Raw genomic sequence first — 24,663 nt, 5'->3', positions numbered from 1 at the left:
ATGGATGTAGAACACAATATTATATATTTGCAAACAGATTTGGATCTCTTGCGAAAAAAAATAGAAAAATTGCGAACAGAATTGTCTATGCTGGTTTTGGAAAGAGATACGTTGCTGTATCAAGAATGTAAAAATATAGAAGCGGTATATATGCTTGAATTGGGTGCTGTAGAATATCAGGCATATCAATTGGAGTGTAGAGTTTTGCGGTTGAAACGAAAGAAGGAATTGATACAAGCCAAAATCAATCGCCAAGAAAAGATAGATTTAAAGGGTATCGAAGCCATATTAGAAGAAGAATTTATCAAATACGAAGCGGAATTAAAACAGAAGATAGAACAAATGAATGTAGCTTTGGAGTGGAGCAAGAATGAGGTGCTCAGCAAAGAAGCTACAGCGGAATTGAAAAAACTGTATCGTACCATTGTAAAGGTTTTGCATCCAGATATGCATCCTGATTTACCAGAAGAAAAAATAGAATTATTCCATAGAGCGGTGGAAGCGTATCAACATGGTGGATTGGAGCAGTTGCGTATCATTGCAGCTTTGGTGGAACAAGATGAGGAAATAGCAGATATAGAAGATGGATTGGCAAGTTTAAATAAAGAAAAACAACGATTGCAGAATTTTATGACACGTGTACAAGAACATATGCAAGAAATCAAAATGCAATTTCCTTATAATCAGAAGGAATTATTGCAAAATCCAGAAAAATTGGATGCTCACAAAAAACGCATGGAGAAATATGTTCTAGAATTGAAAGATTTGGTGGCAGATTACAAAATGCAGATTGCAGAAATGTTGAGGTGATACTATGGCAGATTTGATACCTAGTGGAAGTGGGGGCTTTGTCAGCTTGCTACATGGAGGTCATGGTGGTGATTTGGTAATGCCAAAACCATTTGCCCACGAGATTTATTTGTTTGATACCCATGTTGCTGGAACAACGCATATAGAAGGTATCAAAGAATTGGAACCTTATCTTAATATAGAAGATAAATTGATTTTTTTGCGTGAACCCAACAATCCATATGACCCAAAAGCCATTTTGATTCAGACATCAAGTGGAGTCAAAATTGGATACGTACCAAAGGTGGATAATATTATCTTTGCACGTTTGATGGATGCAGGAAAGTTGTTATTTGGTCGGATTTCTCAAAAAGAAGTCAAAGGGAATTGGGTGAAAATTGATATCAAAATATATTTACAAGAGTGAAAAAGGGTGCAGACTACAATTATGTGGTTTGCATTTTTTATGTTTCTCAAAAGAAAACCACAAATGATTTAGAACAACCGTTCTCTTTTTATTCATTTTGTGGTAGTATGATATGAGAATATTCTGTTTGTATTGTAGGGATCCCTATGTGGGCACCCGTTATGCAATCGAAAATATATACAAAACCCATCTTGGAGGTGAAGTAGTGGAAGAAGTAACCCTAAAAGGCGAGATCACAGAAGTGATTTATCAAAATAAAGACAATGGATATGCAGTGTTTGTATTGGAAAGTGATGGCGATGAAGTCACATGTGTTGGCACAGTACCACAGGTGCATAGAGGTGAAAATTTGGACATTCGTGGCAGTTGGACAACACATCCTGTTTATGGGAAACAACTCCAAGTGGCATTTTGTGAAAAAGCATTGCCCACCACAAAAGAAGGTATGGAACGCTATTTGGCATCTGGTCTCATCAAAGGTTTGGGACCCAAGACTGCAAAGAAAATTGCAGATCGTTTTGGGGATGCAACCTTCTATGTCATTGAAGAAAAACCTGACCTTTTGACAGAAATCAAAGGTATTACATATGAAAAGGCACAACGCATTTCAGAAATCTTTTCAGAACAATTTGAGCTGAGAAATGTTATGGTATTTTTACAAGGATATGATATTTCACCTGCTTATGCAATGCGTATCTACAAAAAATACAAAAGTCGTACCTTTGAAATTGTGAAATCCAACCCATATCGTTTGGCAGATGAAGTATCTGGTATTGGGTTTTTGATGGCAGACCAGATGGCAGCCAGTGCAGGCATTGCAGCAGACAGCCCAGAACGTATACGTGCAGCCATCAAATATGTTTTGAATTTGGCAGCCACAAAGGGGGATTGTTTCTTACCAAAGGAGCAACTTCTGGCACAAGGTGTTGCATTGTTGCATGTGGATGAATTGCTTTTGGAAAATGCAATCCGTGAATTGCAAGTGGAAAGTCAAGTCCATCAAGAGAAACTCTATGGTAGAGATGTGGTATATTTGAATTTCTATTACTATGCAGAAATGGCAGTTGCAAAGCGTTTGTTGGAGCTTTCTTTGGAACGTACAGAAATCAACGAAGCACAAATAGAACGTGAAATTTTGCGTATAGAAAAGGAAACCAATGTGGAATTGGCACCAGAACAAAGAGTTGCGGTACAAGCGGCAATGTCTGGTGGTGTACTCATCATCACAGGTGGTCCTGGTACTGGTAAAACCACAACCATCAACACCATTTTACGTTTGTTGGAAGAGGATGACCAAGAAGTGGTTTTGGCAGCACCCACAGGACGTGCAGCAAAGCGTATGACAGAAGCAACTGGAGTAGAAGCCAAAACACTCCATAGATTGCTGGGAACCACCTATGTCAATGACGATAGCAAACGTCAAACATTTGAAAAAAATGAAGATGATCCCATCGAAGCAGATGCCATTATTGTGGACGAAACATCTATGGTGGATTTGCATTTGATGCATGCATTGTTGAAAGCAGTTGCCAATGGAACACGCTTGATTTTTGTAGGTGATGTGGATCAGTTGCCATCAGTTGGTGCTGGCAATGTTTTGAAGGATATGATTCGTAGCGATTGCCTAGAAGTGGTGCGTTTGCATCATGTATTTCGTCAAGCACGTGAAAGTGCAATCATTATGAATGCCCATAGAATCAACCAGGGGGAAGAACCCATCTTAAATGAAAGTGGAACCGATTTCTTCTTTGTACGCAGAAGCTATGCAGAAGAAGTTTTGGGTGCCATTCGTGATTTGGTGACCACAAGATTACCGGAGTATACTGGTTGCGATCCATTGACACAAATGCAGATTTTGACACCAATGAGAAAAGGGATTTTGGGTGTACAAAACTTGAACCAAATGTTGCAAGCCACTTTAAATCCTCCATCCTCCAAGAAAGCGGAAAAAGAATTTCGTCAAATTGTGTTCCGTGAAGGGGATAAGGTTATGCAAATCAAAAACAATTACAATATGGTTTGGAGAATCTACAATGCTTCTGGTAGACGTACCGATGAAGGACTTGGTGTGTACAATGGGGATGCAGGTCGCATTACAAAGATTGATAATCATGAAGAAAGTTTACAAGTGGTGTTTGATGATGGGAAATTGGTGGATTATGACTGGAATCAATTGGAAGAATTGGAGCTTGCTTATGCCATCACCATTCATAAATCACAAGGTAGTGAATATCCAGTGGTCATTCTACCAATTTACAGTGGACCACCAATGCTAATGACCAGAAATTTACTGTATACAGCGGTGACACGTGCAAAACAATTTGTGGTATTGACTGGGTTAACAGAAACGGTCAATTCTATGGTATATAACGATAAAGAAGTTGGCAGATTTACAGGACTTGCAAAACGTATTGGTCATTTACATGAGGTGATGTTTGAATGAGTTTTGAAGAAATTGTAGATGAGATACGGGAATACATTATGTATGTGTTCTTTCCACCATATTGCGTCATTTGTGGTAAGCATCTGCATTTTGCAAAATGGGATCAAAGACTTTGTGCCCATTGTGAACAGGAAACCCCTTATATCCAAGGTGATGTGTGTGAAATTTGTGGAAAACCAGCTATTGGTGGCACCTTATGTGAACAGTGTTTGCGTAAAAGACCTGTGTTTACCAAGGCATGTGCAGCGTTTGTGTATGATGATGTGCGTAAAGGCATTGCCAGATATAAGTATAGCGGTGGCAAAGTGGATGGTGATACCTATGGTATTTTGATGGCTGAATATTTGTTGCAATTTCATAAAGATTGGATTGCAGAAATGGATTTCATAACACCAGTGCCATTGCACCCTAAGAAACAACGAAAACGTGGCTTCAATCAAAGTGGGATTTTGTGTGAATGGATTTCAGAAATCTGTGACATTCCATATGAAGAAGATGTTTTGCAACGAACCAAAAACACCAAACCACAAAGCAAATTAGATGGTAAAAAGCGTGAAAGCAACCTAAAAGGTGTGTTTACAGCTCAAAAGTGCAAAGATAAAGCAGTCTTGTTGGTGGATGATATTTTCACTACAGGCACCACTGCAAATGAATGTAGCAAAGAATTGTATCGTAAAGGCGCAAAGGAAGTCAGAATCTTTTGTTTGTCACATACAAAAGGCTAATGATGAAGGACTTGATGTAATCTAAAATACAATATAACCGTAGGGGATGGCGTCCTCGACATCCCGTAATAAATTGCCACGAAACCTGAAATGTAATACAATCCAATTTGTGATACAATCGTAGGGGAGGATATCATCCTCCCGTTATGTGCCACAACAACAGAGCGATGAGGGCATTGCTCCCTACAAAAACCGAAACCATAAATATGGTGTACTTGTAGGGGCGACCTGTGAGCGCCTGTTATAAATTGCTGCAAAACAAATGGGTGGGCATGGAAACTCACCCCTGCAAGCTGCGAATTGATTTCACCTGTTGCAATTGTAGGGGCGATTCACGAATCGACTGTAAAACCTTAGAAAAATCAAGAAAAAAGGGTATAAACCCATTGCGAAACTTGTGGAAACAGGGTATAATTTGTAACAGTGGTAACACATAGGGAGAAAAATACAATGGGAGGGTGACTTCTCATTGTTTTGTTTTGGGCGAATAATGGAAAAGATTGGGACATAAAGTTATACAAGGAGGAATCGTATGCAGTTGGGATTTGATAACGATAAGTATTTGACCATGCAATCACATCATATCAAAGAAAGAATTGGTCAGTTTGGTGGAAAGTTGTATTTGGAATTTGGTGGTAAACTCTTCGACGATTACCATGCATCACGAGTGTTGCCTGGATTCAAACCAGATAGTAAAGTGAATATGTTGGTGCAGCTTAAGGACGAAGCTGAAATCGTCATTGTCATCAACGCTGGTGATATTGAAAAAAACAAAGTACGTGGCGACTTGGGCATCACATATGATATGGATGTATTGCGTTTGATTGATGCGTTTCGTGGCTATGGCTTGTATGTGGGTAGCGTGGTTTTGGCGCAATTCAATGGACAAGCATCTGCTGTGGCATATGAAAAGAAATTGGAAACACTTGGCTTGAAGGTGTACAAACACTATCCAATTGCTGGATATCCTTCTAATATCAGCTTGATTGTCAGCGATGATGGCTATGGCAAAAATGATTATATTGAAACAGAACGTTCTTTGGTTGTGGTCACAGCACCAGGTCCAGGTAGTGGAAAAATGGCAACTTGTTTGTCTCAATTGTATCATGAAAATAAAAGAGGTGTAAAAGCAGGGTATGCGAAGTTTGAAACCTTCCCAATTTGGAACCTTCCATTGAAACATCCTGTGAATATTGCATATGAAGCGGCAACTGCTGACCTCAACGATGTGAATATGATTGACCCATTCCATTTGGAAGCATATGGTGAAACCACCATCAATTACAATAGAGATGTGGAAGTGTTCCCAGTGCTCAATGCCATGTTTGAAGAAATCTATGGCAAATCCCCATATAAATCCCCAACAGACATGGGTGTGAATATGGCTGGAAACTGTATTTTTGATGATGCAGCAACACAAAAAGCATCCAACAACGAAATCATTAGAAGATATTACAAAGGTCTTTGTGATCATAGAAAAGGCAATGCACCTGACGAAGTGGTTGGCAAATTGGAATTGCTTTTGCGTCAAGCAAAATTGACTGTTTCTGATAGACCAGTCATTGATGTGGTTCAGAAAAAAGCAGAAGAAACAGGTGAACCGGCAGTGGGTATTGAACTTACTGATGGCAGAATCATCACAGGCAAAACATCACCACTTTTGGGTGCTGCATCTGCAATGTTGCTCAATGCACTGAAAGCTTTGGCAGGACTGCAAGAAGATGTGAAAGTCATTGCACCAGAAGTCATTGAACCCATCCAAAAATTGAAAGTTGGCAACTTGGGGAACCATAACCCACGTTTGCATACAGATGAGGTTTTGATTGCTCTTTGCATCAGTGCCAACACAGATGAAAATGCAAAATTGGCTTTGGCACAATTGGAAAAACTGAAAACTTGTGAAGTGCATTCTTCTGTAATTTTGTCTGCTGTAGATGAAAACATTTTTGGTAAGTTGGGTGTGCATTTGACTTGTGAACCAAAATACCAAACAAAGAAATTGTTCCACGGTTGATTGTGAATAAAATATGTAAAAAAATGGGCGCTGTGTTGTATAATTATGAATACAACATGGCATTTTTAAATTATTTTGCAAAAAAGACAAGTTTGCCTTGAAAAACTCGGTATTCATAAGATACAATAGCTGTGATAGAGTTTAAACCAAGAGGAGGTGTGTAAAATGGCTCACGTAATCGGACCTGAATGTATTGGTTGTGGCGCTTGTGCTGGTGATTGTCCAACAGGATGTATCGTTGACGCAGGTGGCGTTTTTGAAATTAAAGGTGCTGAATGTATCGACTGTGGTACATGTGTTGGTACATGTCCAACAGGTGCAATCAAAGCTGAATAATAAGCGTAAAAAAGTGAGTATATGCTCACTTTTTTTATTACATAGAAGTATGTGACAATAGGAGGAAAATAAATGCATTATACATATCCAACAAAGGGAATTTGTGCAGCAAAAGTGGATTTTGATATTGAAGATGGTGTTTTGAAAAATGTGGTTTTTCTTGGCGGATGCGATGGCAATCATAAAGGTTTGGCAGCGCTTATGGAAGGGATGCAACCAGAAGAAGCAGCAAAACGTATGAAAGGTATCACTTGTGGCATGAGAAATAGCAGTTGCCCAGACCAATTGGCAGTGGCACTAGAAGATGTTTTGCAAAACCAATAAGATTAATGAGTAACCTGTAATTGTTGCAGGTTATTTTTTTGTTTGTGGAACACCTATTATACTTATAATCTGTAGGGGTGACGTTTCGTCACTCGTTTGAATTTCAACGGTCGATTCGTGAATCGCCCCTACAACTGCATACTTGAGTTTCGTGGTTATTCATGACGGGATGTCGAGGACGCCATCCCCTACAAGTATATCGTATTTACGTTTTGGGTTTTCGTAGGGAGCGATGCCCTCATCGCTCCGCAACTACGTAAAATATAAATCTTCTTCAATTTTAGAATTTGTCAACACAATCTGATTTGAGATTTTGTATGGATTTTGCGCAGAATAGAAAAAACAATGGAATTTGTCATTTCCCAGAGGTTTCTTAACAAAAATGTAAGGACTTTCTCCATAAAAATCTGGAAATTTTACAGAATTTGTGGTACATTAGTAGAATAAGGGAGGCTAGAGACATATGTATAATCGAATTATTTTAAAACTCAGTGGCGAAGCTTTGGCAGGAGATAAAGATGGCGTCACTTTTGACGATGAAATCATCCGTGGTTTGATTGCACAAATCAAAACTGTATTGGATAAAGGGACTCAAGTTTGTTTGGTTGTTGGTGGTGGCAACTTCTGGCGTGGTAGAAGTGCAACTTCTGAAATGGATCGTACAAAAGCAGACCAAATTGGTATGTTGGCAACGGTTATGAATGCCATCTATTTGGCTGATTCTTTCCGTCAAGCAGGCATTGTGGCTCGTGTACAAACACCAATCACCATTGGTACAGTTTCAGAGTTGTTCTCCAAAGAATCTGCTGTGGAACATATGGAAGCTGGTAGAGTGGTTATCTTTGCAGCAGGCATTGGTCACCCATTCTTCTCCACAGATACCATTACAGCCCTTCGTGGTGCTGAATTGGATGTGGATGGTTTGTTCTTTGCAAAAAGCATTGATGGGGTCTATGATGATGACCCAGCAACCAATCCAAATGCAAAAAAAATTGATGTGATTACATCAGAAGATATCATTAAAAATGGCTTGAAAGTCATTGATACCGCAGCAGCAAATCTTTGTTTTGAACGCAAAATCCCAGTGATTATTTTTGGTTTGAACGAAGAAAATAGCATCATTCGTGCTGTTGGTGGCGAAAAAATTGGAACAATCGTAACAGTATCTTAAAACATATATATTTAGAGGAGGAAAATCTATGGCATCTGAACAAATGAAACCTTATGAAGAAAAAATGACAAAAACAATTGGTGCTTTGGTGAATGACTATGCAACCATTCGTGCAGGTCGTGCAAATCCCCATGTACTCGATAGAATTATGGTGGATTACTATGGTTCTCCAACACCAATCAACCAAGTGGGCAATATCTCTGTTCCAGAAGGTCGTATGTTGCAAATCCAACCTTGGGATAGTAGCGTTTTGAAAGCAATTGAAAAAGCAATCAATATGTCTGATTTGGGTCTCAACCCAAACAACGATGGGAAAGTGATTCGTTTGATCTTCCCAGAACTTACAGAAGATCGTAGAAAAGAATTGACCAAAGAAATCAAGAAAAAAGCAGAGGCTTCTAAAGTTGCAATCCGTAACATTCGTCGTGATGCTTTGGATTCCTTCAAAAAAGCAGAAAAGAAAAAAGAAATCACAGAAGACGATCTCAAAGGATTGGAAGATGAAACACAAAAATTGACAGATAAATACGTTGCAGAAGCAGATAAAAAATGTGATGAAAAATGCGCAGACATTATGGCAGTATAAGAAGATAAACTTGCCCCTCTTAGTTTAGGAGGGGTTTTTGTTGCATGGAGGAGACTATGTTTTTTCAGAAAAAAGAGGAAGCACCTGTTATAGATTTGGAAAATTTGCCAAAACACATTGCAATTATTATGGATGGCAATGGTAGATGGGCAACCAAACGTGGATTGCCAAGAAAAGCAGGTCATAAAGCCGGTGCAGAAGCATTGGAACGTGTCATTGAAGGTGCTCGTGAATTGGGATTGCAACACATGACAGTATATGCATTTTCTACAGAAAATTGGAAACGCTCTGAAGATGAAGTTGCAGCAATCATGGATTTGCTTCGTCAATATCTGAAAAACTATTTCCGTAAATTCCTAGGTGACAATGTGCGTATGGATGTCATTGGCGATATTTCCAGATTGGATGGGGACATTCAAGAACAAATTTTGGAGATTGAAGAGGAATCCAAGCACAAAGATGGCTTGTTTGTACACATTGCCCTCAACTATGGTGGACGTGATGAAATTCGACGTGCAGTGGAAGAAATGGCAAAAAAAGTTTCTGAAGGTACATTGCAGCCATCTGATATTTCAGAAGATGTGATTTCTGCACATTTGGACACAAAGGGTGTACCAGATCCAGAATTGGTGATTCGCACCAGTGGAGAAGAACGCATCAGCAATTTCTTGTTGTGGCAAATTGCCTATGCAGAATTTTGCTTTACAGATACATTGTGGCCAGATTTTGGCAAAGAAGATTTGGTTCTTGCAATAGAAGGATACCAAAATAGAGATAGACGTTTTGGCGGAAGATAAGTGAGGTGTGGAAATGAAAACAAGAGTGATTTCAGCGCTTATATTGGCACCGATTTTGATTGTTTTGGTGGCAATGGGTGGTTTGCCCTTGAAAATCAGCATCATGATTTTGGGTATGGTTGGTATGCGTGAGTTTTACCAAGCATTTTCCAAAGGAAACAATGGACTTCATACCATTTCTTATTTGTTTGCTCTATTTTATGGTGTGTTTATGGAGCAAGTCATCAATGGTGACAATTATTTTAATATTTTTGTAGCTGTATTTTTGGTGGTGCTTTTGGTGTATACTGTAATATGCCATGACAAAACCAATGCAGTGGAAGGTATGAGTGGCTTCTTTGGTTTCTTCTATGTATTTTTCTTACTGTCACACATCTATTTGATTCGTGAGTTTATGTATGGAAAATATTTGGTTTGGTTGGTATTCTCAACTGCATTTGGAACAGATACAGGTGCCTATTTCGTTGGCATCAAGTTTGGAAAACATAAGTTGATTCCATCCCTCAGTCCAAAGAAAACAGTGGAAGGTGCCATTGGTGGTATTGTAACAGCAACCATTTTGGCATTGATTTATGGTACTTTGATTGATGGGTTCTTTGTTTTTGATGGTGTAGATGTTGTGTTGCTTTGTGGTTTGACGGGATTCTTTGGATCTTTCTTGGCACAAATTGGCGATTTGGCTGCATCTGCCATGAAACGTATGGCTGGCATCAAAGATTTTGGCAAATTGATACCAGGACATGGTGGCGTGTTGGATCGTTTCGATAGTGTAATTTTGACAGCACCAGCATTGTACTACATTATGTTGTTTTTGATAGAAGTTGCGCCTTTGTAAGTGCAATTGTTTAAACGAGGTTGAACATGAGAAAAATTTCGATTTTGGGTTCTACAGGTTCTGTTGGCACACAAACCCTTTCTGTGATTTCAGAGTTGGGTGATTTTGTGGTGTCTGGAATTTCTGGGAATCAAAATATAGAATTGTTGGAACAGCAAGTACGTACATATCATCCCAAATTGGTTGGGGTTATGGATCACCAAAAGGCAGAAGTGTTACGCAAACGCTTGTCTGATGTGGAGATACAAGTGCTGTCTGGCATGGAAGGATTGGTTGCAGTTGCCACCATAGATGAAGTGGATACAGTTGTGACAGCAGTTGTGGGTAATATTGGTTTGGAACCAACATTTGCAGCCATCAAAGCAGGTAAAAACATTGCTCTTGCAAACAAAGAAACCTTGGTTTCAGCAGGACAATTGGTTATAGATTTGGCAAAGGAGCATGGTGTGTCCATTTATCCTGTGGATAGTGAACATTCTGCTATTTTCCAAGCACTCCAAGGAAATGAGCACAATGCAATTAGACGTATTTTGTTGACAGCATCAGGTGGACCTTTCCGTGGCAGAAAACGAGAAGAATTGGAAGAAGTGACTGTGGAAGATGCGTTGCGTCATCCAAATTGGAATATGGGTAAGAAAATTTCCATTGATTCAGCAACTTTGATGAACAAAGGTCTGGAAGTAATGGAAGCGAAATGGTTGTTTGATGTGGATATCGACCAAATCGAAGTGTTGATTCATCCACAAAGTGTGGTGCATTCTGCAATTGAATATGTAGATGGTTCTGTCATTTCCCAAATGGGCGAAGTGGATATGAGACCACCCATTCAATATGCATTGACCTATCCAAATCGTGTTGCAAATAAATATCCAAAGTTGGACTTTACTTTGCGTAGTCAGCTGACTTTTGAAGAACCAGATTTGGAAACATTCCCTTGTTTGGCATTGGCATATCGAGCTTTGGAGATTGGTGGAACTATGCCAACAGTTTTGAATGGATCCAATGAAATTGCTGTGGAACGTTTCCTAAATGGAGAAATTTCCTTTTTGCAAATACCACAGTTGATAGAACAAGCTATGATTGCATATACTGTGAAACAGGAGTATACGCTAGAAGATTTGTTGGAGGCGGATGCTTGGGCAAAAAACTTTGCAAAGGCAGTGGCTTTTGACAAATCATAAGGAGGATATCACAATGTCTATTTTGATTACCATTTTGGTCCTTGGCGTTTTGGTATTGGTACATGAATGGGGTCACTTTATTGTGGCGAAAAAGAACGGTATTATGGTGGAGGAATTTGCAATTGGCATGGGTAAGAAACTATTTTCCATCCAAGGCAAAGAAACAGAGTATACCATACGTATGATTCCAATGGGTGGTTTTTGTCGTATGGAGGGTGCAGATGGAGAGGGTCAAATTGGAGAACGTTCCTTTTTGAACAAATCCATTGGAGCAAGATTTGCAGTTATGGCAGCAGGTGCAACAATGAATTTTTTGTTGGCTTTGGTGTTGTTGTTTGGTTTGGGTATCACTTCCTATCAAGTAATTCCTGTCATCAGTAGCATTGTGGAAGATTCTGCAGCAGCAGCTTCTGGTTTACAAGTTGGCGATGAAATCATTGGTATTGATGGACAAAATATCCATATCTACGATGAATTGCAATATATTTTATCCGAAAATACAGGTGAATCTTTGGATTTGAAAGTTTTGCGTGGTGGTGGAATCTATGAATATCGTATCACACCACGATTGGATACCGAAAGAAACGCCTATTTGATTGGTTTTGTGCCAACAGTTGTAGGTGGTTTGTTGACAGAAGATGTAGAAGGTGTTGCAAAAGCAAGTGTCTTTGATACTATGCAATATAGCTATTATTCTATGCTCAATTACATCAAATTAACAGCAGAAGGTTTGGTGCGTGTATTCACTTTCACAGCAAGTCAAGAAGAATATGGTGGACCCATTACCATTGTGCAAGTGGTTGGTGATAGCTACGATGCGGGTATGACCATTGGCTTGTCAGCAGCAGTGCAAAATATTGTGTATATCGCAGCAGTTCTTAGTGCAAATCTAGGTGTTTTGAATCTATTCCCCATTCCAGGATTGGATGGTGGAAAGATTTTACTCCTTGGTATTGAAGCAGTGCGTGGAAAGCCAATGAGTGAAGAAATGGAAAATAAAATTCAATTTTTAGGCTTTGTCTTTTTGGTTGGATTTATGATATTTATATTTATGAGTGATATTGTAAAGTTGTTTGTATAAAGGAATAAGGCGTTCAGATGATATTTGGCAATATTGCCTGCATTTGGACGCTTTTCTAGGAGATGAAGAGATGCAAAGAAAGAAAACAAGAGTGGTTGCAGTGGGCAATGTAAACATTGGTGGAGAATGTCCAATTGTCATCCAATCTATGTGTAACACCGATACCAGAGATGTGGATGCAACAGTGGCACAAATTTTGGCTTTGGAAGAAGCGGGATGTGAAGTGGTGCGTGTGGCAATTCCAGATATGGCAGCAGCAGACGCAGTTTGTGAAATCAAAAAACAAATTCATATTCCATTGATTGCAGATATCCATTTTGACTATCGTTTGGCACTACGTGTTATGGAATTGGGCATTGATAAGGTGCGTATCAACCCAGGTAATATTGGTGTGGAAGAACATACACGAGCAGTTGTGGAAATGGCAAAGGAAAAGAAAATTCCAATTCGCATTGGTGTCAATAGTGGCTCTTTGGAACAAGAAATCATTGACCAATATAATGGGGTAACACCTGAAGGTATGGTAGCAAGTGCGTTGAAACACGTTGCAATCCTAGAAAAATATGGTTTTTATGACACCATCATCGCCATCAAAGCAACCAGTGTACAAGCTTCTATCCAGTGCTGTCAAATGCTGTCAGAAGCAGTTGATTATCCAATCCATGTGGGTATCACAGAAGCAGGTACTGTCTATGGTGGTACCATCAAATCTGCTGTTGGCATTGGCGCAATTCTGGCTATGGGCATTGGCGATACCATTCGTGTTTCTTTGACAGGTGATCCTGTGGAAGAAGTGAAAGCAGCAAAAGCCATCTTGAAAGCCCTAGGGCTTCGTCAATTTGGAGTGGATTTTGTATCCTGTCCAACATGCGGTAGAACACAAATCGATTTGATTTCCATTGCAAATGAAGTGGAAGAGCGTTGCAAATCCATCAACAAAAACATCAAAGTAGCGGTTATGGGTTGCGTGGTCAATGGTCCTGGTGAAGCCCGTGAAGCGGATATCGGCATTGCTGGCGGAAATGGTGTTGGCATTGTGTTCAAAAAAGGCGAAATCGTCTGTAAAGTACCAGAATCAGAATTGGTGGCAACCTTGATGGCAGAAATTGAAAAATTGTAATACATAATTCCCAATGTGCCGTCATAAACAGCCAAAAAATACAAATATGATACCATTGTAGGGGAGGGTTTCCATGCCCTCCCATTATAAATCACCACAAAATGCAAATATGATGCCATTGTAGGGGTGCCCCTATGTGGGCACCCATTTTCAAATATCAAAAAAGGAGGGGATTCTATGACCACAAAATCATTCGGTGATGTGTTTCAAAAGGTAGCACTTTCATCTGAAATTATGGGGGTGTTTCAAAATACATATGTAGAAGATTTGAAAATCAGCAAAAAAGATCACTTGGTTCTGGCAAAAATCCGCTCCAAAACATTGTTGTCTGAAAAAGAAATTACAAAATTGAAAATGGAACTCCTATCCAAATTGACAGGTGCAAAGGGTGTAGAAGTTTCTGTTTCCTATGATTTGGAAGAAGGGGATATGTCTCAAATCATGGGTACATATTGGCAAAACATCCAAGTCTTTGTAGGTGGAATCAGTCGTGTATGCAGTGGTATTATGAAACAAGCCACTTGGAAATACAAAGAAGGCAAATTGTTCATCCAAGTCCAAGACAATATGGCATATTTCATGGCACGTAAAAAAATTGATGTTTTGGTGCAAGAAAAAATTGCAGCAGAACTCGGTCAAACCATAGTGGTACAATTCAAAGATGGCGTTGTGGCAGATGAGAAAATCACTCGTTTTGCACAGAAAAAAGAAGAAAAAGAAACCACCTATTTGCGTGAAATTATGGAAGCACAAACTTCAGCACAAAAGGCACAAGAAGAAGCGGTTCTGGCAGGTGTCAGCGAATCTGTTGCAAAGGGTATTTTGTTTGGCAAAGAATGCGTTGGTACAGCAACCCCAATTTTGGAATCCAAAGTGGTTGGTGAAACTCTCTTAATCGAAGGCAATATCTTCAATGTGGAAACACGTGAAATCAAAGGTGAAAAGTACATTGTTTCCTTTGACATTACGGATATGACAGACTCTACAACTGTGAAGTTCTTTGTAAAAAAATCCATTTTTGATGAAGAACTTTCCAGTATTATGAAAACAGGTGCTTGTATCAAAGCATTTGGTGATGTACAGTTCGATAAATATGCACAAGAAATCAATATGATGGCGAAATCCATCAACTTGGGGCAAAAGAAACCACCCAAACAGGACAATGCAGAAGAAAAACGAGTGGAACTCCATTTGCACACCCAAATGAGCAGTATGGATGGCATCACAAATGTGAAAAGCTATATCAAACGTGCCATTGATTGGGGTCACAAAGCAATTGCCATCACAGATCATGGTGTGGTGCAAGCTTTCCCGGATGCAATGAATGCTGCTGGTAAGTCTGATTTGAAGGTGATTTATGGTGTGGAAGCATACCTCATTGATGATTTGGGCAATGTGGTGACTATGCCACGTGGTCAAACTTTGGATGATACTTTTGTGGTATTCGATATTGAAACCACAGGTCTGTCCAAAGAAATAGAGCGTATCACAGAAATTGGTGCTGTAAAGGTGACCAATGGTGAAATTGTGGACAGATATTCCACATTTGTAAACCCTAAGAAACATATTTCAGAAGAAATTACAAAACTGACCGGTATCACCAACGAAATGGTGGCAAGCGCAGATACCATAGATGTGATTTTACCTAAATTCATGGAATTTGTTGGCGATGCAGTTATGGTGGCACATAATGCCAGTTTTGATATGGGCTTCATTCGTATGTCAGCAGAGCGTGATTGCGGTTTTGAAGTGACCAATACAGTTTTGGATACTTTGGAGCTGTCCAGATGTATTCTCAAAGACTTGAATAAACATAAATTGAACCTGATTTGTGACCATTTGGGCATTGAATTGGTGGGTCATCATAGAGCAGTCAACGATGCAGAAGCAACTGCTCATGTGTTCTTGGAATTCATCAGACGCATGAAAGAAGAACAGGTACACACCATGTATGATGTGAATGTGTATTCCAGTAGAACTGTGAATTACAAAAAATTACGAGCACACCATGCAGTGATTTTGGTGCAAAATTACGTTGGTTTGCGTAACCTGTATGAATTGGTTTCCAAAGCACATATTGACTACTTCTTCCGTAGACCAAGGATTCCCAAAAGCGAATTTTTGAAATTTAGAGAAGGTTTGATCATTGGTAGTGCTTGTGAAGCAGGTGAATTGTACAAAGCAGTTCTGGACAATGCACCAAAAGAAGTGTTGGAAGGTTTGGTCAATTTCTATGATTATTTGGAGATTCAACCCCTTGGCAACAACGAATTTATGATCCATTCACCACGTGTGGAAGCAGTCGGTTCTTTCAAGGATTTGGAAGAAATCAACAAGAAGATTGTGGCACTTGGTGAGCAATACAATAAATTGGTGGTGGCAGCTGGTGATGTCCATTTCATTGATCCAGAAGATGCAACTTACAGAAAAATCATTATGGCAGCAGAGGGTTTTTCTGATGCGGACAACCAACCTCCTTTGTATTTGCGTACCACAGAAGAAATGCTGAAGGAATTCCAATATTTGGGTACAGACAAAGCATATGAAGTGGTGGTCACAAACACCAATAAAGTTGCAGATTGGATTGAAAAAATCAAACCCATTCCAGATGAAACCTTCCCACCAAAAATCGAAGGTGCAGACGATGAGCTCCGCCAAATTTGTATGGATAAAGCATATGAATTGTATGGAAATCCATTGCCACAAATTGTACTGGACAGATTGGAAACAGAGCTCAACTCCATCATCAGCAATGGCTATGCAGTGTTGTATATCATTGCACAAAAATTGGTTTGGAAATCAGTGGAAGATGGCTATTTGGTAGGCTCACGTGGGTCTGTTGGTTCTTCCTTTGCAGCCAATATGGCAGGGATTACAGAAGTAAATTCATTGCCACCACATTATGTGTGTGACCAGTGTAAATATTCCGATTTTGATTCAGAAGTGGTGAAATCCTATGCAATGGCAGAAGCTTGTGGATGTGATATGCCAGATGCAGTGTGTCCAAAATGTGGTGCTCAGCTCCACAAAGAAGGTCACGATATTCCATTCCAAACCTTCCTTGGATTTGAAGGTGATAAAGAGCCTGATATCGATTTGAACTTCTCAGGTGAATACCAGCAATCGGCACATGCCTATACAGAAGAACTCTTTGGTGTAGGACATGTGTTCAAAGCGGGAACCATTGGTACACTTGCAGAAAAAACAGCTTATGGCTTTGTAAAAAAATATTTCGATGCCAAAGAAAAAACAGTACACAATGCAGAAATCAATCGTTTGATTGGTGGCTGTACCGGTGTCAAACGTACCACAGGGCAACATCCAGGTGGACTTATGGTTGTACCAAATGACCATAGCATCTATGAGTTTTGCCCTATCCAAAGACCAGCAAATGATATGAATTCCACCATTACCACAACTCATTTCGACTACCATTCCATCAGTGGACGTTTGTTGAAATTGGACTTGTTGGGTCATGACGATCCAACAGTAATTCGTATGTTGCATGACATTACAGGCATCAATCCCCAAACAGTGCCACTGGGTGATCCAGCAACCATGTCTTTGTTTGAATCACCAAAGGCTTTGGGTGTTACCGAAGAAGAAATTGATTGCAAAACAGGCACTTTGGGTATTCCTGAATTTGGAACGAAATTTGTACGTGGTATGTTGTTGGATACCAAACCAAAATCCTTTGCCGATTTGATTCGTATTTCTGGCTTGTCACATGGTACTGATGTTTGGCTTGGCAATGCAAAATCTTTCATTGACGATGGTACCATCACTTTGCAAGAAACCATTTCCACAAGGGATAGTATTATGATTTATCTCATCAACAAAGGGATGGATAAGAAGAAATCCTTCAAAATCATGGAAAATGTCCGTAAAGGTAAGGGTCTTAAGGATGATGAAATTGAAGATATGAAAGCCCATAATGTGCCGGATTGGTACGTGGAATCTTGTTTGCGTATCAAATATATGTTCCCAAAAGCCCATGCAGCGGCTTATGTGATGATGGCGTTTCGTATTGCCTATTTCAAAATCAACTATCCATTGGCATACTATGCAGCTTATTTCAGCATTCGTGCCAGTGATGATTTTGACTATGCATCCATGTGTAAAGGTATGGAAGTGGCAAAAGAAGCGGTTCGAGAAATCCATGCAAAGGGCAATGAAGTGACCACAAAAGAAAAGAATAAATTGACGGTTTTGGAATTGTGTGTAGAATTTTACGCAAGGGGATTCCACTTTGCACCAATGGATTTGTATAAGTCAGATGCAAAAAGATTCCTTGTGGTAGAAGGTGGACTCATACCACCATTCAATTCTTTGCAAGGTTTGGGTACCAATGCAGCACAAAGCATTGTAGATGGACGTGTGGGACGTGAATTCAACACCATTGAAGAACTGAAAGAACACACTTCCCTTGGACGTAGCTTGATTGATTTGTTGAAAGACAATGGTATTTTACAAGGTATTCCAGAAACCAATCAGTTGAGTTTGTTCTAAATAAAATATATGTATTGTAGGGGTGGATTCTATATCCACCCTTTTTGTATGATTGTGATAAAACGGACGATTCGTGAATCGCCCCTACTGGATTGATGATTGATAACGATATTGGTTCGTAGGGGAGGATAGTATCCTCCTGTTTTGATGATTGGTGATGTTTGATTTGTAGGGTAATGCTTTGCTATACCGCTATTTTCACAAAAATTACCCACTTTCCTAATGACAACCACCATTTCCCTATGATACAATATAATGTAAGGCAACACCCAGCAACCCTCTATCACAACCTTTGCAGTTTATTTTCCCGTCATAAGTGCCAAAAATACTCGTCGATATTTCCGATATCGCCTCCGTTTTTAACAATTCTGACAAAAAAATCTACTCACAAATTTTGCAATTAGGGTCACGAGGTATTGCCATAATGAAAAAATGGGAATTTAGGAGGAATTTTATGATATATATTAATGAATTGTGCGATGGCGATATGGTCATTGAACATTATCTTTGCAAATCCAAACAAAGCTTCAAATCCAAAAATGGCAAAACATACTTGTCTTTGAAATTGCAAGACAAAACAGGTATTTTGGATGCCAAAGTTTGGGATGTGAACCGTGATATCCAACCATTTGCAGAAAACGATTTCATCAAAGTGGATGGTAGCTTGATTACATACAATGGCGATTTGCAACTGAACATCAAACGTTTGCGTAAAAGTATCGAAGGGGAATATGATGCAGCGGATTATATCCCATCTACAGAAAAAAATATTGATGCAATGAATGAAGAAGTATTGGGCTATATCGATAGCATCCAAAATGAACACATCAAATTGCTCTTGGAAGAAATTTTCTTGAAACATCCGTTGATCAGCAAAGAATTCAAATACCATTCAGCAGCAAAAAGCATGCACCATAGTTTTCGTGGTGGATTGGTGGAACATACCTTGTCTGTAACACAAATTTGTGATTTTATGGCAACACGCTATCAATTTGTCAATCGTGATGTGTTGGTGGCATGTGCAATGCTTCATGATGTGGCAAAGATTATGGAATTGTCTGAATTCCCAGAAAACGATTATACCGATGAAGGTCAATTGTTGGGCCATATTTATATGGGCGCAGAATTGATTCAAGTGACAGCAGCAAAAATTGAAGGTTTCCCAAAGACATTGGAAAACTTGATGAAACATTGCATTTTGTCACACCATGGTGAATTGGAATATGGTTCACCCAAATTGCCATCTACAATCGAAGCATTTATTTTGAGTTGTGCCGATAATATGGATGCCAAAACAAAAATGTTTGAAGAAATGTTGCAAGATGAAGGCAATACAGGTCTTTGGATGGGTTACAACCGTATGTTGCAACGCAATATGAGACGCTCCGATTTGTAATGTGAAACTGCCAAAAACCAATGGGTCTTTTGCTTTTTGTAGGGTTCAGTCTTGACTGAACCGAAAAACAACACAATATTGTTTCCTACAAAGGAGATAAAGATTCTTCGTCGCAAACTTCTCAGAATGACAGAATTGTGGCGAATTGTAGGGGCGATTCACGAATCGACCGTTATGAATCACCACAAATCAATTGGATATCAATAGAAATGGAATAAATATGGACTGGAATCGCAAAACCCTATCACCAAATGAATTGAATAAATACACCTATTGTCCATATCAGTGGTATTACGAACGCTTTTATGGTAGAGCAGAATTGACACGCTTGCGAAAAGAACGCAATGAAGCACTTCACTTGGAAGATACAACGGTGAGTCATTTTGCAAGGGGTGAAAAGCACCACAATCGCTTGTATGGAAAATTGCAGTGGCGTAGTCGGTTGCAAAAACTGTGTCTGTTGGTGATTTTGGTGTGTGTTGTTGGACTTTGCGTGTATTATGGAGTGATGCAATGAGTGTGTGGGATTGGTGTTTGTTTGGTTGTGTCATAGCATTGGTGTTGTTGATTCTTTTGAAACGAAACACTGGAAAGATGCAAAAATTGCCTGCATCACAGTATGTTTCTGGGTATACTTTGTTTTATGCAGACCAGAAACAAAAGGGCAAAGAAGGCTTTGGTAAGATGCTGAAATCTGAGAAGTATGACTTGCGTGGCAAACCAGATTACATCTATCGCAAACGATTTGGCAAAATGTTGATGCCAGTGGAATTGAAAAGTGGGAAAATAGGTGATGCAGATGTACCACATTTGGGGGACTTGATGCAACTATGCGCCTATTTTCTGATGATTGAAGATATTTATGGAGTGCGACCAAAAGAAGGTAGATTGGTCTATGCAGACTATATGTTTTTAGTGCAAAATACAAAAAAATTGAGAAAAGAAGTGCTTTCTTTGATGGAAGAAATGCGAAATATGTTGGAAACGGGTGAAGGTGCAGCAAATGCAGACTTTGCCACATGTAGATATTGTGTCTGCAATGGCGTTGTGTGCGAACATTCAGAAACAGAAATATACGGAGGAAATTGAAATGAACTTGCCAATTGAAAAAAATGGAATATATGAAATGCGCATAGATGGTATGGGCAGCAATGGTGAGGGCATTGGACGTATCGATGGATATGCTGTATTTGTAGATGGTGCTTTGCCTGAAGAACTTGTGAAAGTATTGATCTTGAAAACCAGAAAAAGCTTTGGCTTTGGGAAGTTGTTGGAAGTGTTAGAACCATCACCAGAGAGAGTGGAACCAGTCTGTCCTGTTGCAAGACAATGTGGTGGATGTCAATTGCAACACCTTTCTTATAAGGGTCAACTTGCTTATAAAGAAGATAAAGTCAATGAAGATATTGCAAGAATTGGCGGTTTGCAAGGTGTGAAATCTTTGCCGATTATTGGCGTGGAACATCCATATCGCTATCGCAATAAAGCACAATTCCCTGTGGGTTGTAATAAAGATGGTCAGGTGCAAATTGGATTCTATGCAAAACGTAGCCATAGAATCATCGATACACCTGTCTGTATGTTGCAAAATGAAATCAACGATAATATTATCCAGTTGGTGAAGGAGTTCTTGGAAGAATTCAAAATTACCACATATAACGAAATCACACATAAAGGCTTGGTACGCCATATCCTTACAAGAATAGGCAAACATTCAGGCGAAATCATGGTGTGTATCGTCATCAATGGTAAAAAATTGCCCAAATGCGAAATTCTTGTGGAACGTTTGCAACAAGTAGAAGGCGTGGTTTCTGTTGTGCTCAATGAAAACCATGAAGATACCAATGTGATTTTGGGTCAAAAATGTACCACACTTTGGGGCAAAGATACTATTACAGATACTCTTGGCGGAATTGAATTTGAAATTTCACCACTTTCTTTTTATCAGGTGAATCCATTGCAAACAGAGGTGCTGTATCGAAGAGCTTTGGAAATGGCAAACCTCAAAGGTGATGAAAGGGTATTTGATTTGTATTGTGGAATTGGTACCATTTCTTTGTTCTTTGCACAACATGTCAAAGAGGTGTTTGGTGTGGAAATTGTGGAAGAAGCCATTGTGGATGCTGAGAAAAATGCAGAACGTAATGGTATTGGCAATGCAACTTTTGAAGCAGGTGCAGCAGAAGAAGTCATTCCAAGACTGTATAGAGAAAAAGGAATTACAGCTGATGTGGTGGTGGTGGATCCACCTAGAAAAGGCTGTGACCAACAACTTTTGGATGTTCTGGGACAAATCAAACCAGAAAAGATTGTGTATATTTCTTGTAATCCAGCAACTTTGGCAAGGGATATGAAAATCTTGACAGAAATGGGATTTGTGGCAGAAGAAGTGCAGGCTGTGGATATGTTCCCGAATACAATTCACGTTGAGGCAATAACTATGATGACGTATTGTGGCAAAACACCTAAAAACGATGGTTAAACCACAAGATGTTGTGGTTTGAGGGCGATTTTGGAGTGAAAAAACCGATAAAAAAGTGCTATTTTTCACCCCTGAAAATAGGCAAAAAAACAGATGACATAGCCTACTTCAGGGTATATAGACAGATGACAACTTAAAAAAGCAAAAATACAAGGCTTGGATTTCAATATGGGATGCAAGTCTTTTTTCATATATAGAAAAAGTGGTGAACGAGATTTTAGAGATAGAATCTCGTTTTTTTATTGCGACAAATAAATTGGAAAGAGAGGAAAGGTGGTGATTTATAAAGAGAATATCTATGAGTGCAAACTACAAACAAATAAGGAACAAGGAGGAACTTGAATGAGATTACGAATACAACAACCAACCACGAAAAAGCAAATGGAAATCACCTTGCCAGCTACAGAAAAACAACTACAAACATATTGCGATGAACTGAGTATTGATAATGACATGAAGCATAGAGCTATTGTCACCGAAGTACCCTTTGAGGATAAAATGAATACCATACTTGCAGGCAACCAATACAATTTCACAGAACTCAATTTCTTATTTCAAAGTGTAGACAGATTTACAGGTGAAGAAATGAAAGTCTTTTATACTGTAGCGACAGCGAAAAACCTGACGGATATCAAGGACTTAATCAACCTGAGTTTTAACGAGCAGTGTTACAACGTTGTGACCGATTTCAGCGACATAAACAAGCTAGGCGAAAAGTTATACCTCAATGAAAATGGTGCAGCGAGCGAGGAAGAATTGCAGAGTGTAGACGGACAGCAATATATCGAAAAGATGATTGCAACAAATCCCAATCCGTTGGTATCCCCTTATGGTTTGGTATATCCCAACCAAAATCAACAGCAAGACATTTATTTTGGTAAGACGTTCCCTCAATATCTAAATGGATTTAAAGTTTTCAATATTGCACTACGAACCGATACCAGTGAAGAATATTTGGATTTGCCTTGTGAAGAAAGCGAAATCCAAAAGGCAATGGAGCGGTTGGAAGTGAGAAGTTTAGATGATATATCCATCACGATTTTATATCACAACTTATCTGATAAAATAGAAGATATTTTGCATGAAATCGAATGCGATTTGTATCCGCTTAATGATATTGCAAAGACCTTGCACCAAGTGGGTGAACGAGAGTATGACTATTTGGAAAAGCTTGCAGTTATGACAAAAATCAATACTACCGAAGAATTAAAAAACCTATGTCACTGTATGCACGAATTTGAGGTATTCCCCAACATTCACACACCAGAAGCATATGGACAATACATGATTTGCGATAGTGGACGTTACGAATATGATGAAAACCTTGAGGAATACATCGACTTCAAAGGTTATGGAGAAAGTCGCATTGCAAATGAAGTTGGCACATTCACAAAACAAGGCTACATCACCTATATGGGTTACAATCCAGAAATGGCTGAAATCCTAAATAGAAACCTCAACATGAACATTCAGAATCAAACTTATGGCGAAACACTCAAGCTGTATATGCCGCTGAAAGTTATTTCCTATGAGGAAGAAAACGATTGGGGACAATACGAAACTTCTGATTACGAAGAAGAACTAGACAGCTGTGAACTTTGTGGTTATGAAGATGAGTTGGAGAATTTCATCAAGTCCTATGGTGACCATGTTCCAGAAGAACGAGGTTTGATGGAATATTATGATACAAAGGATTCGGTCAATGCAAAGGTGGAAAGTTTCAAGTTTGAATTTGAACAGATGAATGGTGATGTATATGGTGTGGCAGTTTGTGAATTGAAAGCACCACTGGATGTTACGGAAATGGCTACACTGAAAGAGTACATCACTGGTCAGGCGAGTGATGGCTTTGGTGAGGGATTGGAGCAACAGGAGTTTAGATTATGCGGTCGTAATGTGAATATTAGTTTGTGGGATAGCAACCGATATTTTTTACGAACTGCTGAAGAAATGGGGTTTCGAGAACAAGTGCAAGGAAAGGGATTTGATATGATGATGCAATAAAAAAGCAACAGGAAATCAAATCCTGTCGCTTTGTGTTATTCTGATAGACCTGTAACCATACCGATTGCTCGTTCTTTTTTAGGAGAAGGCAAACTGCGAAATATGGATAGCAATTCAATCTCTTGTGCTGTTAAATCTGTTTCGGTAATCATTGTTTTTATGTCTGTTCTTTCCAAAAGATAATCCACAGAAACATCTAGTACATCAGCTAGTTTTATCAATGAAGCCAAATCAGGCTCTGATCTTCCAATTTCATATCCGCTAATGGTTTCTTGAGCAACACCAATTTTAACACCTAAATTCAATTGAGATAACTTTTTTGCTTTTCTTAGTTCAATCAAACGTATCAAATTCGCACCACCTTTCTAGTTAGTTTTACACTATATATTATAACCTTTCCAACTTGACTAAATCAGTGAGTTTCGTTATAATATATAGTTAGA

Annotated in this window: 21 protein-coding genes; 20 read left to right on the top strand and 1 reads right to left on the bottom strand. The window is 39.1% G+C overall.

Features of this window, described 5'->3' with window-relative positions; genetic code table 11:
• From MJY40_RS12530 to MJY40_RS12435, 20 genes are all read left to right on the top strand, one after another.
• Positions 1-810, top strand: a complete 810-nt coding sequence (locus tag MJY40_RS12530) for a hypothetical protein (protein ID WP_317854545.1) — start codon at positions 1-3, stop codon at positions 808-810.
• A 4-nt stretch (positions 811-814) separates the two neighbouring features.
• Entirely contained in the window at positions 815-1,216 is a 402-nt protein-coding gene (locus MJY40_RS12525; protein WP_317854544.1) for an HIRAN domain-containing protein, read from the top strand.
• A gap of 205 nt (positions 1,217-1,421) precedes the next feature.
• On the top strand, positions 1,422-3,659 hold the full coding sequence (recD2, locus tag MJY40_RS12520; RefSeq protein ID WP_317854543.1) for an SF1B family DNA helicase RecD2: 2,238 nt from the start codon (positions 1,422-1,424) through the stop codon (positions 3,657-3,659).
• A complete protein-coding gene (locus MJY40_RS12515) occupies positions 3,656-4,384 on the top strand; it encodes a ComF family protein (protein WP_317854542.1) in 729 nt (242 codons plus the stop codon). The genes recD2 and MJY40_RS12515 overlap by 4 nt, the downstream gene beginning before the upstream one ends.
• 532 nt (positions 4,385-4,916) lie before the next feature.
• On the top strand, positions 4,917-6,398 hold the full coding sequence (locus MJY40_RS12510; protein ID WP_317854541.1) for a DUF1846 domain-containing protein: 1,482 nt from the start codon (positions 4,917-4,919) through the stop codon (positions 6,396-6,398).
• Between the two features lie 165 nt (positions 6,399-6,563).
• Positions 6,564-6,734, top strand: a complete 171-nt coding sequence (locus MJY40_RS12505) for a DUF362 domain-containing protein (RefSeq protein ID WP_317854540.1) — start codon at positions 6,564-6,566, stop codon at positions 6,732-6,734.
• A gap of 72 nt (positions 6,735-6,806) precedes the next feature.
• Positions 6,807-7,058 carry a TIGR03905 family TSCPD domain-containing protein gene (locus MJY40_RS12500; protein ID WP_317854539.1) on the top strand — a complete coding sequence of 84 codons (252 nt, stop codon included), beginning with the start codon at positions 6,807-6,809 and terminating at the stop codon, positions 7,056-7,058.
• 463 nt (positions 7,059-7,521) lie between these two features.
• A complete protein-coding gene (pyrH, locus tag MJY40_RS12495) occupies positions 7,522-8,229 on the top strand; it encodes a UMP kinase (protein WP_317854538.1) in 708 nt (235 codons plus the stop codon).
• Between the two features lie 28 nt (positions 8,230-8,257).
• On the top strand, positions 8,258-8,815 hold the full coding sequence (frr, locus tag MJY40_RS12490; RefSeq protein ID WP_317854537.1) for a ribosome recycling factor: 558 nt from the start codon (positions 8,258-8,260) through the stop codon (positions 8,813-8,815).
• Positions 8,816-8,871: 56 nt separating this feature from the next.
• Positions 8,872-9,612, top strand: coding sequence for an isoprenyl transferase (locus tag MJY40_RS12485; protein ID WP_317854536.1), 741 nt, complete (start codon positions 8,872-8,874; stop codon positions 9,610-9,612).
• Positions 9,613-9,625: 13 nt separating this feature from the next.
• A complete protein-coding gene (locus tag MJY40_RS12480) occupies positions 9,626-10,447 on the top strand; it encodes a phosphatidate cytidylyltransferase (RefSeq protein ID WP_317854535.1) in 822 nt (273 codons plus the stop codon).
• Positions 10,448-10,473: 26 nt separating this feature from the next.
• Positions 10,474-11,628, top strand: coding sequence for a 1-deoxy-D-xylulose-5-phosphate reductoisomerase (locus MJY40_RS12475; RefSeq protein ID WP_317854534.1), 1,155 nt, complete (start codon positions 10,474-10,476; stop codon positions 11,626-11,628).
• A gap of 13 nt (positions 11,629-11,641) precedes the next feature.
• Positions 11,642-12,709 (top strand): M50 family metallopeptidase, encoded by a 1,068-nt coding sequence (locus tag MJY40_RS12470; protein WP_317854533.1) that lies wholly within the window; start codon positions 11,642-11,644, stop codon positions 12,707-12,709.
• Between the two features lie 70 nt (positions 12,710-12,779).
• On the top strand, positions 12,780-13,829 hold the full coding sequence (ispG, locus tag MJY40_RS12465) for a flavodoxin-dependent (E)-4-hydroxy-3-methylbut-2-enyl-diphosphate synthase (RefSeq protein WP_317854532.1): 1,050 nt from the start codon (positions 12,780-12,782) through the stop codon (positions 13,827-13,829).
• Between the two features lie 177 nt (positions 13,830-14,006).
• Positions 14,007-18,338, top strand: coding sequence for a PolC-type DNA polymerase III (locus MJY40_RS12460; protein ID WP_317854531.1), 4,332 nt, complete (start codon positions 14,007-14,009; stop codon positions 18,336-18,338).
• 454 nt (positions 18,339-18,792) lie between these two features.
• Positions 18,793-19,734, top strand: coding sequence for a 3'-5' exoribonuclease YhaM family protein (locus MJY40_RS12455; protein ID WP_317854530.1), 942 nt, complete (start codon positions 18,793-18,795; stop codon positions 19,732-19,734).
• Positions 19,735-19,954: 220 nt separating this feature from the next.
• Positions 19,955-20,251, top strand: a complete 297-nt coding sequence (locus tag MJY40_RS12450) for a hypothetical protein (RefSeq protein WP_317854529.1) — start codon at positions 19,955-19,957, stop codon at positions 20,249-20,251.
• Complete coding sequence (gene cas4 / locus MJY40_RS12445; protein WP_317854528.1) at positions 20,248-20,823, top strand: CRISPR-associated protein Cas4; 576 nt, start codon at positions 20,248-20,250, stop codon at positions 20,821-20,823. The genes MJY40_RS12450 and cas4 overlap by 4 nt, the downstream gene beginning before the upstream one ends.
• 1 nt (position 20,824) lies before the next feature.
• Positions 20,825-22,216, top strand: a complete 1,392-nt coding sequence (gene rlmD / locus MJY40_RS12440) for a 23S rRNA (uracil(1939)-C(5))-methyltransferase RlmD (protein ID WP_317854527.1) — start codon at positions 20,825-20,827, stop codon at positions 22,214-22,216.
• Positions 22,217-22,558: 342 nt separating this feature from the next.
• Positions 22,559-24,220 carry an antirestriction protein ArdA gene (locus MJY40_RS12435; protein ID WP_317854526.1) on the top strand — a complete coding sequence of 554 codons (1,662 nt, stop codon included), beginning with the start codon at positions 22,559-22,561 and terminating at the stop codon, positions 24,218-24,220.
• 35 nt (positions 24,221-24,255) lie between these two features.
• Here the strand turns inward: MJY40_RS12435 and MJY40_RS12430 are convergent, their stop codons facing one another.
• Positions 24,256-24,570: a helix-turn-helix domain-containing protein gene (locus tag MJY40_RS12430; protein ID WP_317854525.1), complete on the bottom strand. Its 315-nt coding sequence runs from the start codon at positions 24,568-24,570 to the stop codon at positions 24,256-24,258.
• Between the last annotated feature and the right edge of the window lie 93 nt (positions 24,571-24,663).

This window comes from Chakrabartyella piscis (assembly GCA_030067835.1).
Lineage (GTDB): Bacteria > Bacillota > Clostridia > Lachnospirales > Anaerotignaceae > Chakrabartyella > Chakrabartyella piscis.
This window is presented reverse-complemented; position numbering and strand designations above follow the sequence as displayed.

Excerpts from the sequence above, each read along its gene's own strand:
- MJY40_RS12530 (WP_317854545.1), top strand. The coding sequence starts at position 1 with ATGGATGTAGAACACAATATTATATATTTGCAAACAGATTTGGATCTC.
- MJY40_RS12525 (WP_317854544.1), top strand. The coding sequence starts at position 815 with ATGGCAGATTTGATACCTAGTGGAAGTGGGGGCTTTGTCAGCTTGCTA.
- MJY40_RS12515 (WP_317854542.1), top strand. The coding sequence starts at position 3,656 with ATGAGTTTTGAAGAAATTGTAGATGAGATACGGGAATACATTATGTAT.
- MJY40_RS12510 (WP_317854541.1), top strand. The coding sequence starts at position 4,917 with ATGCAGTTGGGATTTGATAACGATAAGTATTTGACCATGCAATCACAT.
- MJY40_RS12505 (WP_317854540.1), top strand. The coding sequence starts at position 6,564 with ATGGCTCACGTAATCGGACCTGAATGTATTGGTTGTGGCGCTTGTGCT.
- MJY40_RS12500 (WP_317854539.1), top strand. The coding sequence starts at position 6,807 with ATGCATTATACATATCCAACAAAGGGAATTTGTGCAGCAAAAGTGGAT.
- pyrH (WP_317854538.1), top strand. The coding sequence starts at position 7,522 with ATGTATAATCGAATTATTTTAAAACTCAGTGGCGAAGCTTTGGCAGGA.
- frr (WP_317854537.1), top strand. The coding sequence starts at position 8,258 with ATGGCATCTGAACAAATGAAACCTTATGAAGAAAAAATGACAAAAACA.
- MJY40_RS12485 (WP_317854536.1), top strand. The coding sequence starts at position 8,872 with ATGTTTTTTCAGAAAAAAGAGGAAGCACCTGTTATAGATTTGGAAAAT.
- MJY40_RS12480 (WP_317854535.1), top strand. The coding sequence starts at position 9,626 with ATGAAAACAAGAGTGATTTCAGCGCTTATATTGGCACCGATTTTGATT.
- MJY40_RS12475 (WP_317854534.1), top strand. The coding sequence starts at position 10,474 with ATGAGAAAAATTTCGATTTTGGGTTCTACAGGTTCTGTTGGCACACAA.
- MJY40_RS12470 (WP_317854533.1), top strand. The coding sequence starts at position 11,642 with ATGTCTATTTTGATTACCATTTTGGTCCTTGGCGTTTTGGTATTGGTA.
- ispG (WP_317854532.1), top strand. The coding sequence starts at position 12,780 with ATGCAAAGAAAGAAAACAAGAGTGGTTGCAGTGGGCAATGTAAACATT.
- MJY40_RS12460 (WP_317854531.1), top strand. The coding sequence starts at position 14,007 with ATGACCACAAAATCATTCGGTGATGTGTTTCAAAAGGTAGCACTTTCA.
- MJY40_RS12455 (WP_317854530.1), top strand. The coding sequence starts at position 18,793 with ATGATATATATTAATGAATTGTGCGATGGCGATATGGTCATTGAACAT.
- MJY40_RS12450 (WP_317854529.1), top strand. The coding sequence starts at position 19,955 with ATGGACTGGAATCGCAAAACCCTATCACCAAATGAATTGAATAAATAC.
- cas4 (WP_317854528.1), top strand. The coding sequence starts at position 20,248 with ATGAGTGTGTGGGATTGGTGTTTGTTTGGTTGTGTCATAGCATTGGTG.
- rlmD (WP_317854527.1), top strand. The coding sequence starts at position 20,825 with ATGAACTTGCCAATTGAAAAAAATGGAATATATGAAATGCGCATAGAT.
- MJY40_RS12435 (WP_317854526.1), top strand. The coding sequence starts at position 22,559 with ATGAGATTACGAATACAACAACCAACCACGAAAAAGCAAATGGAAATC.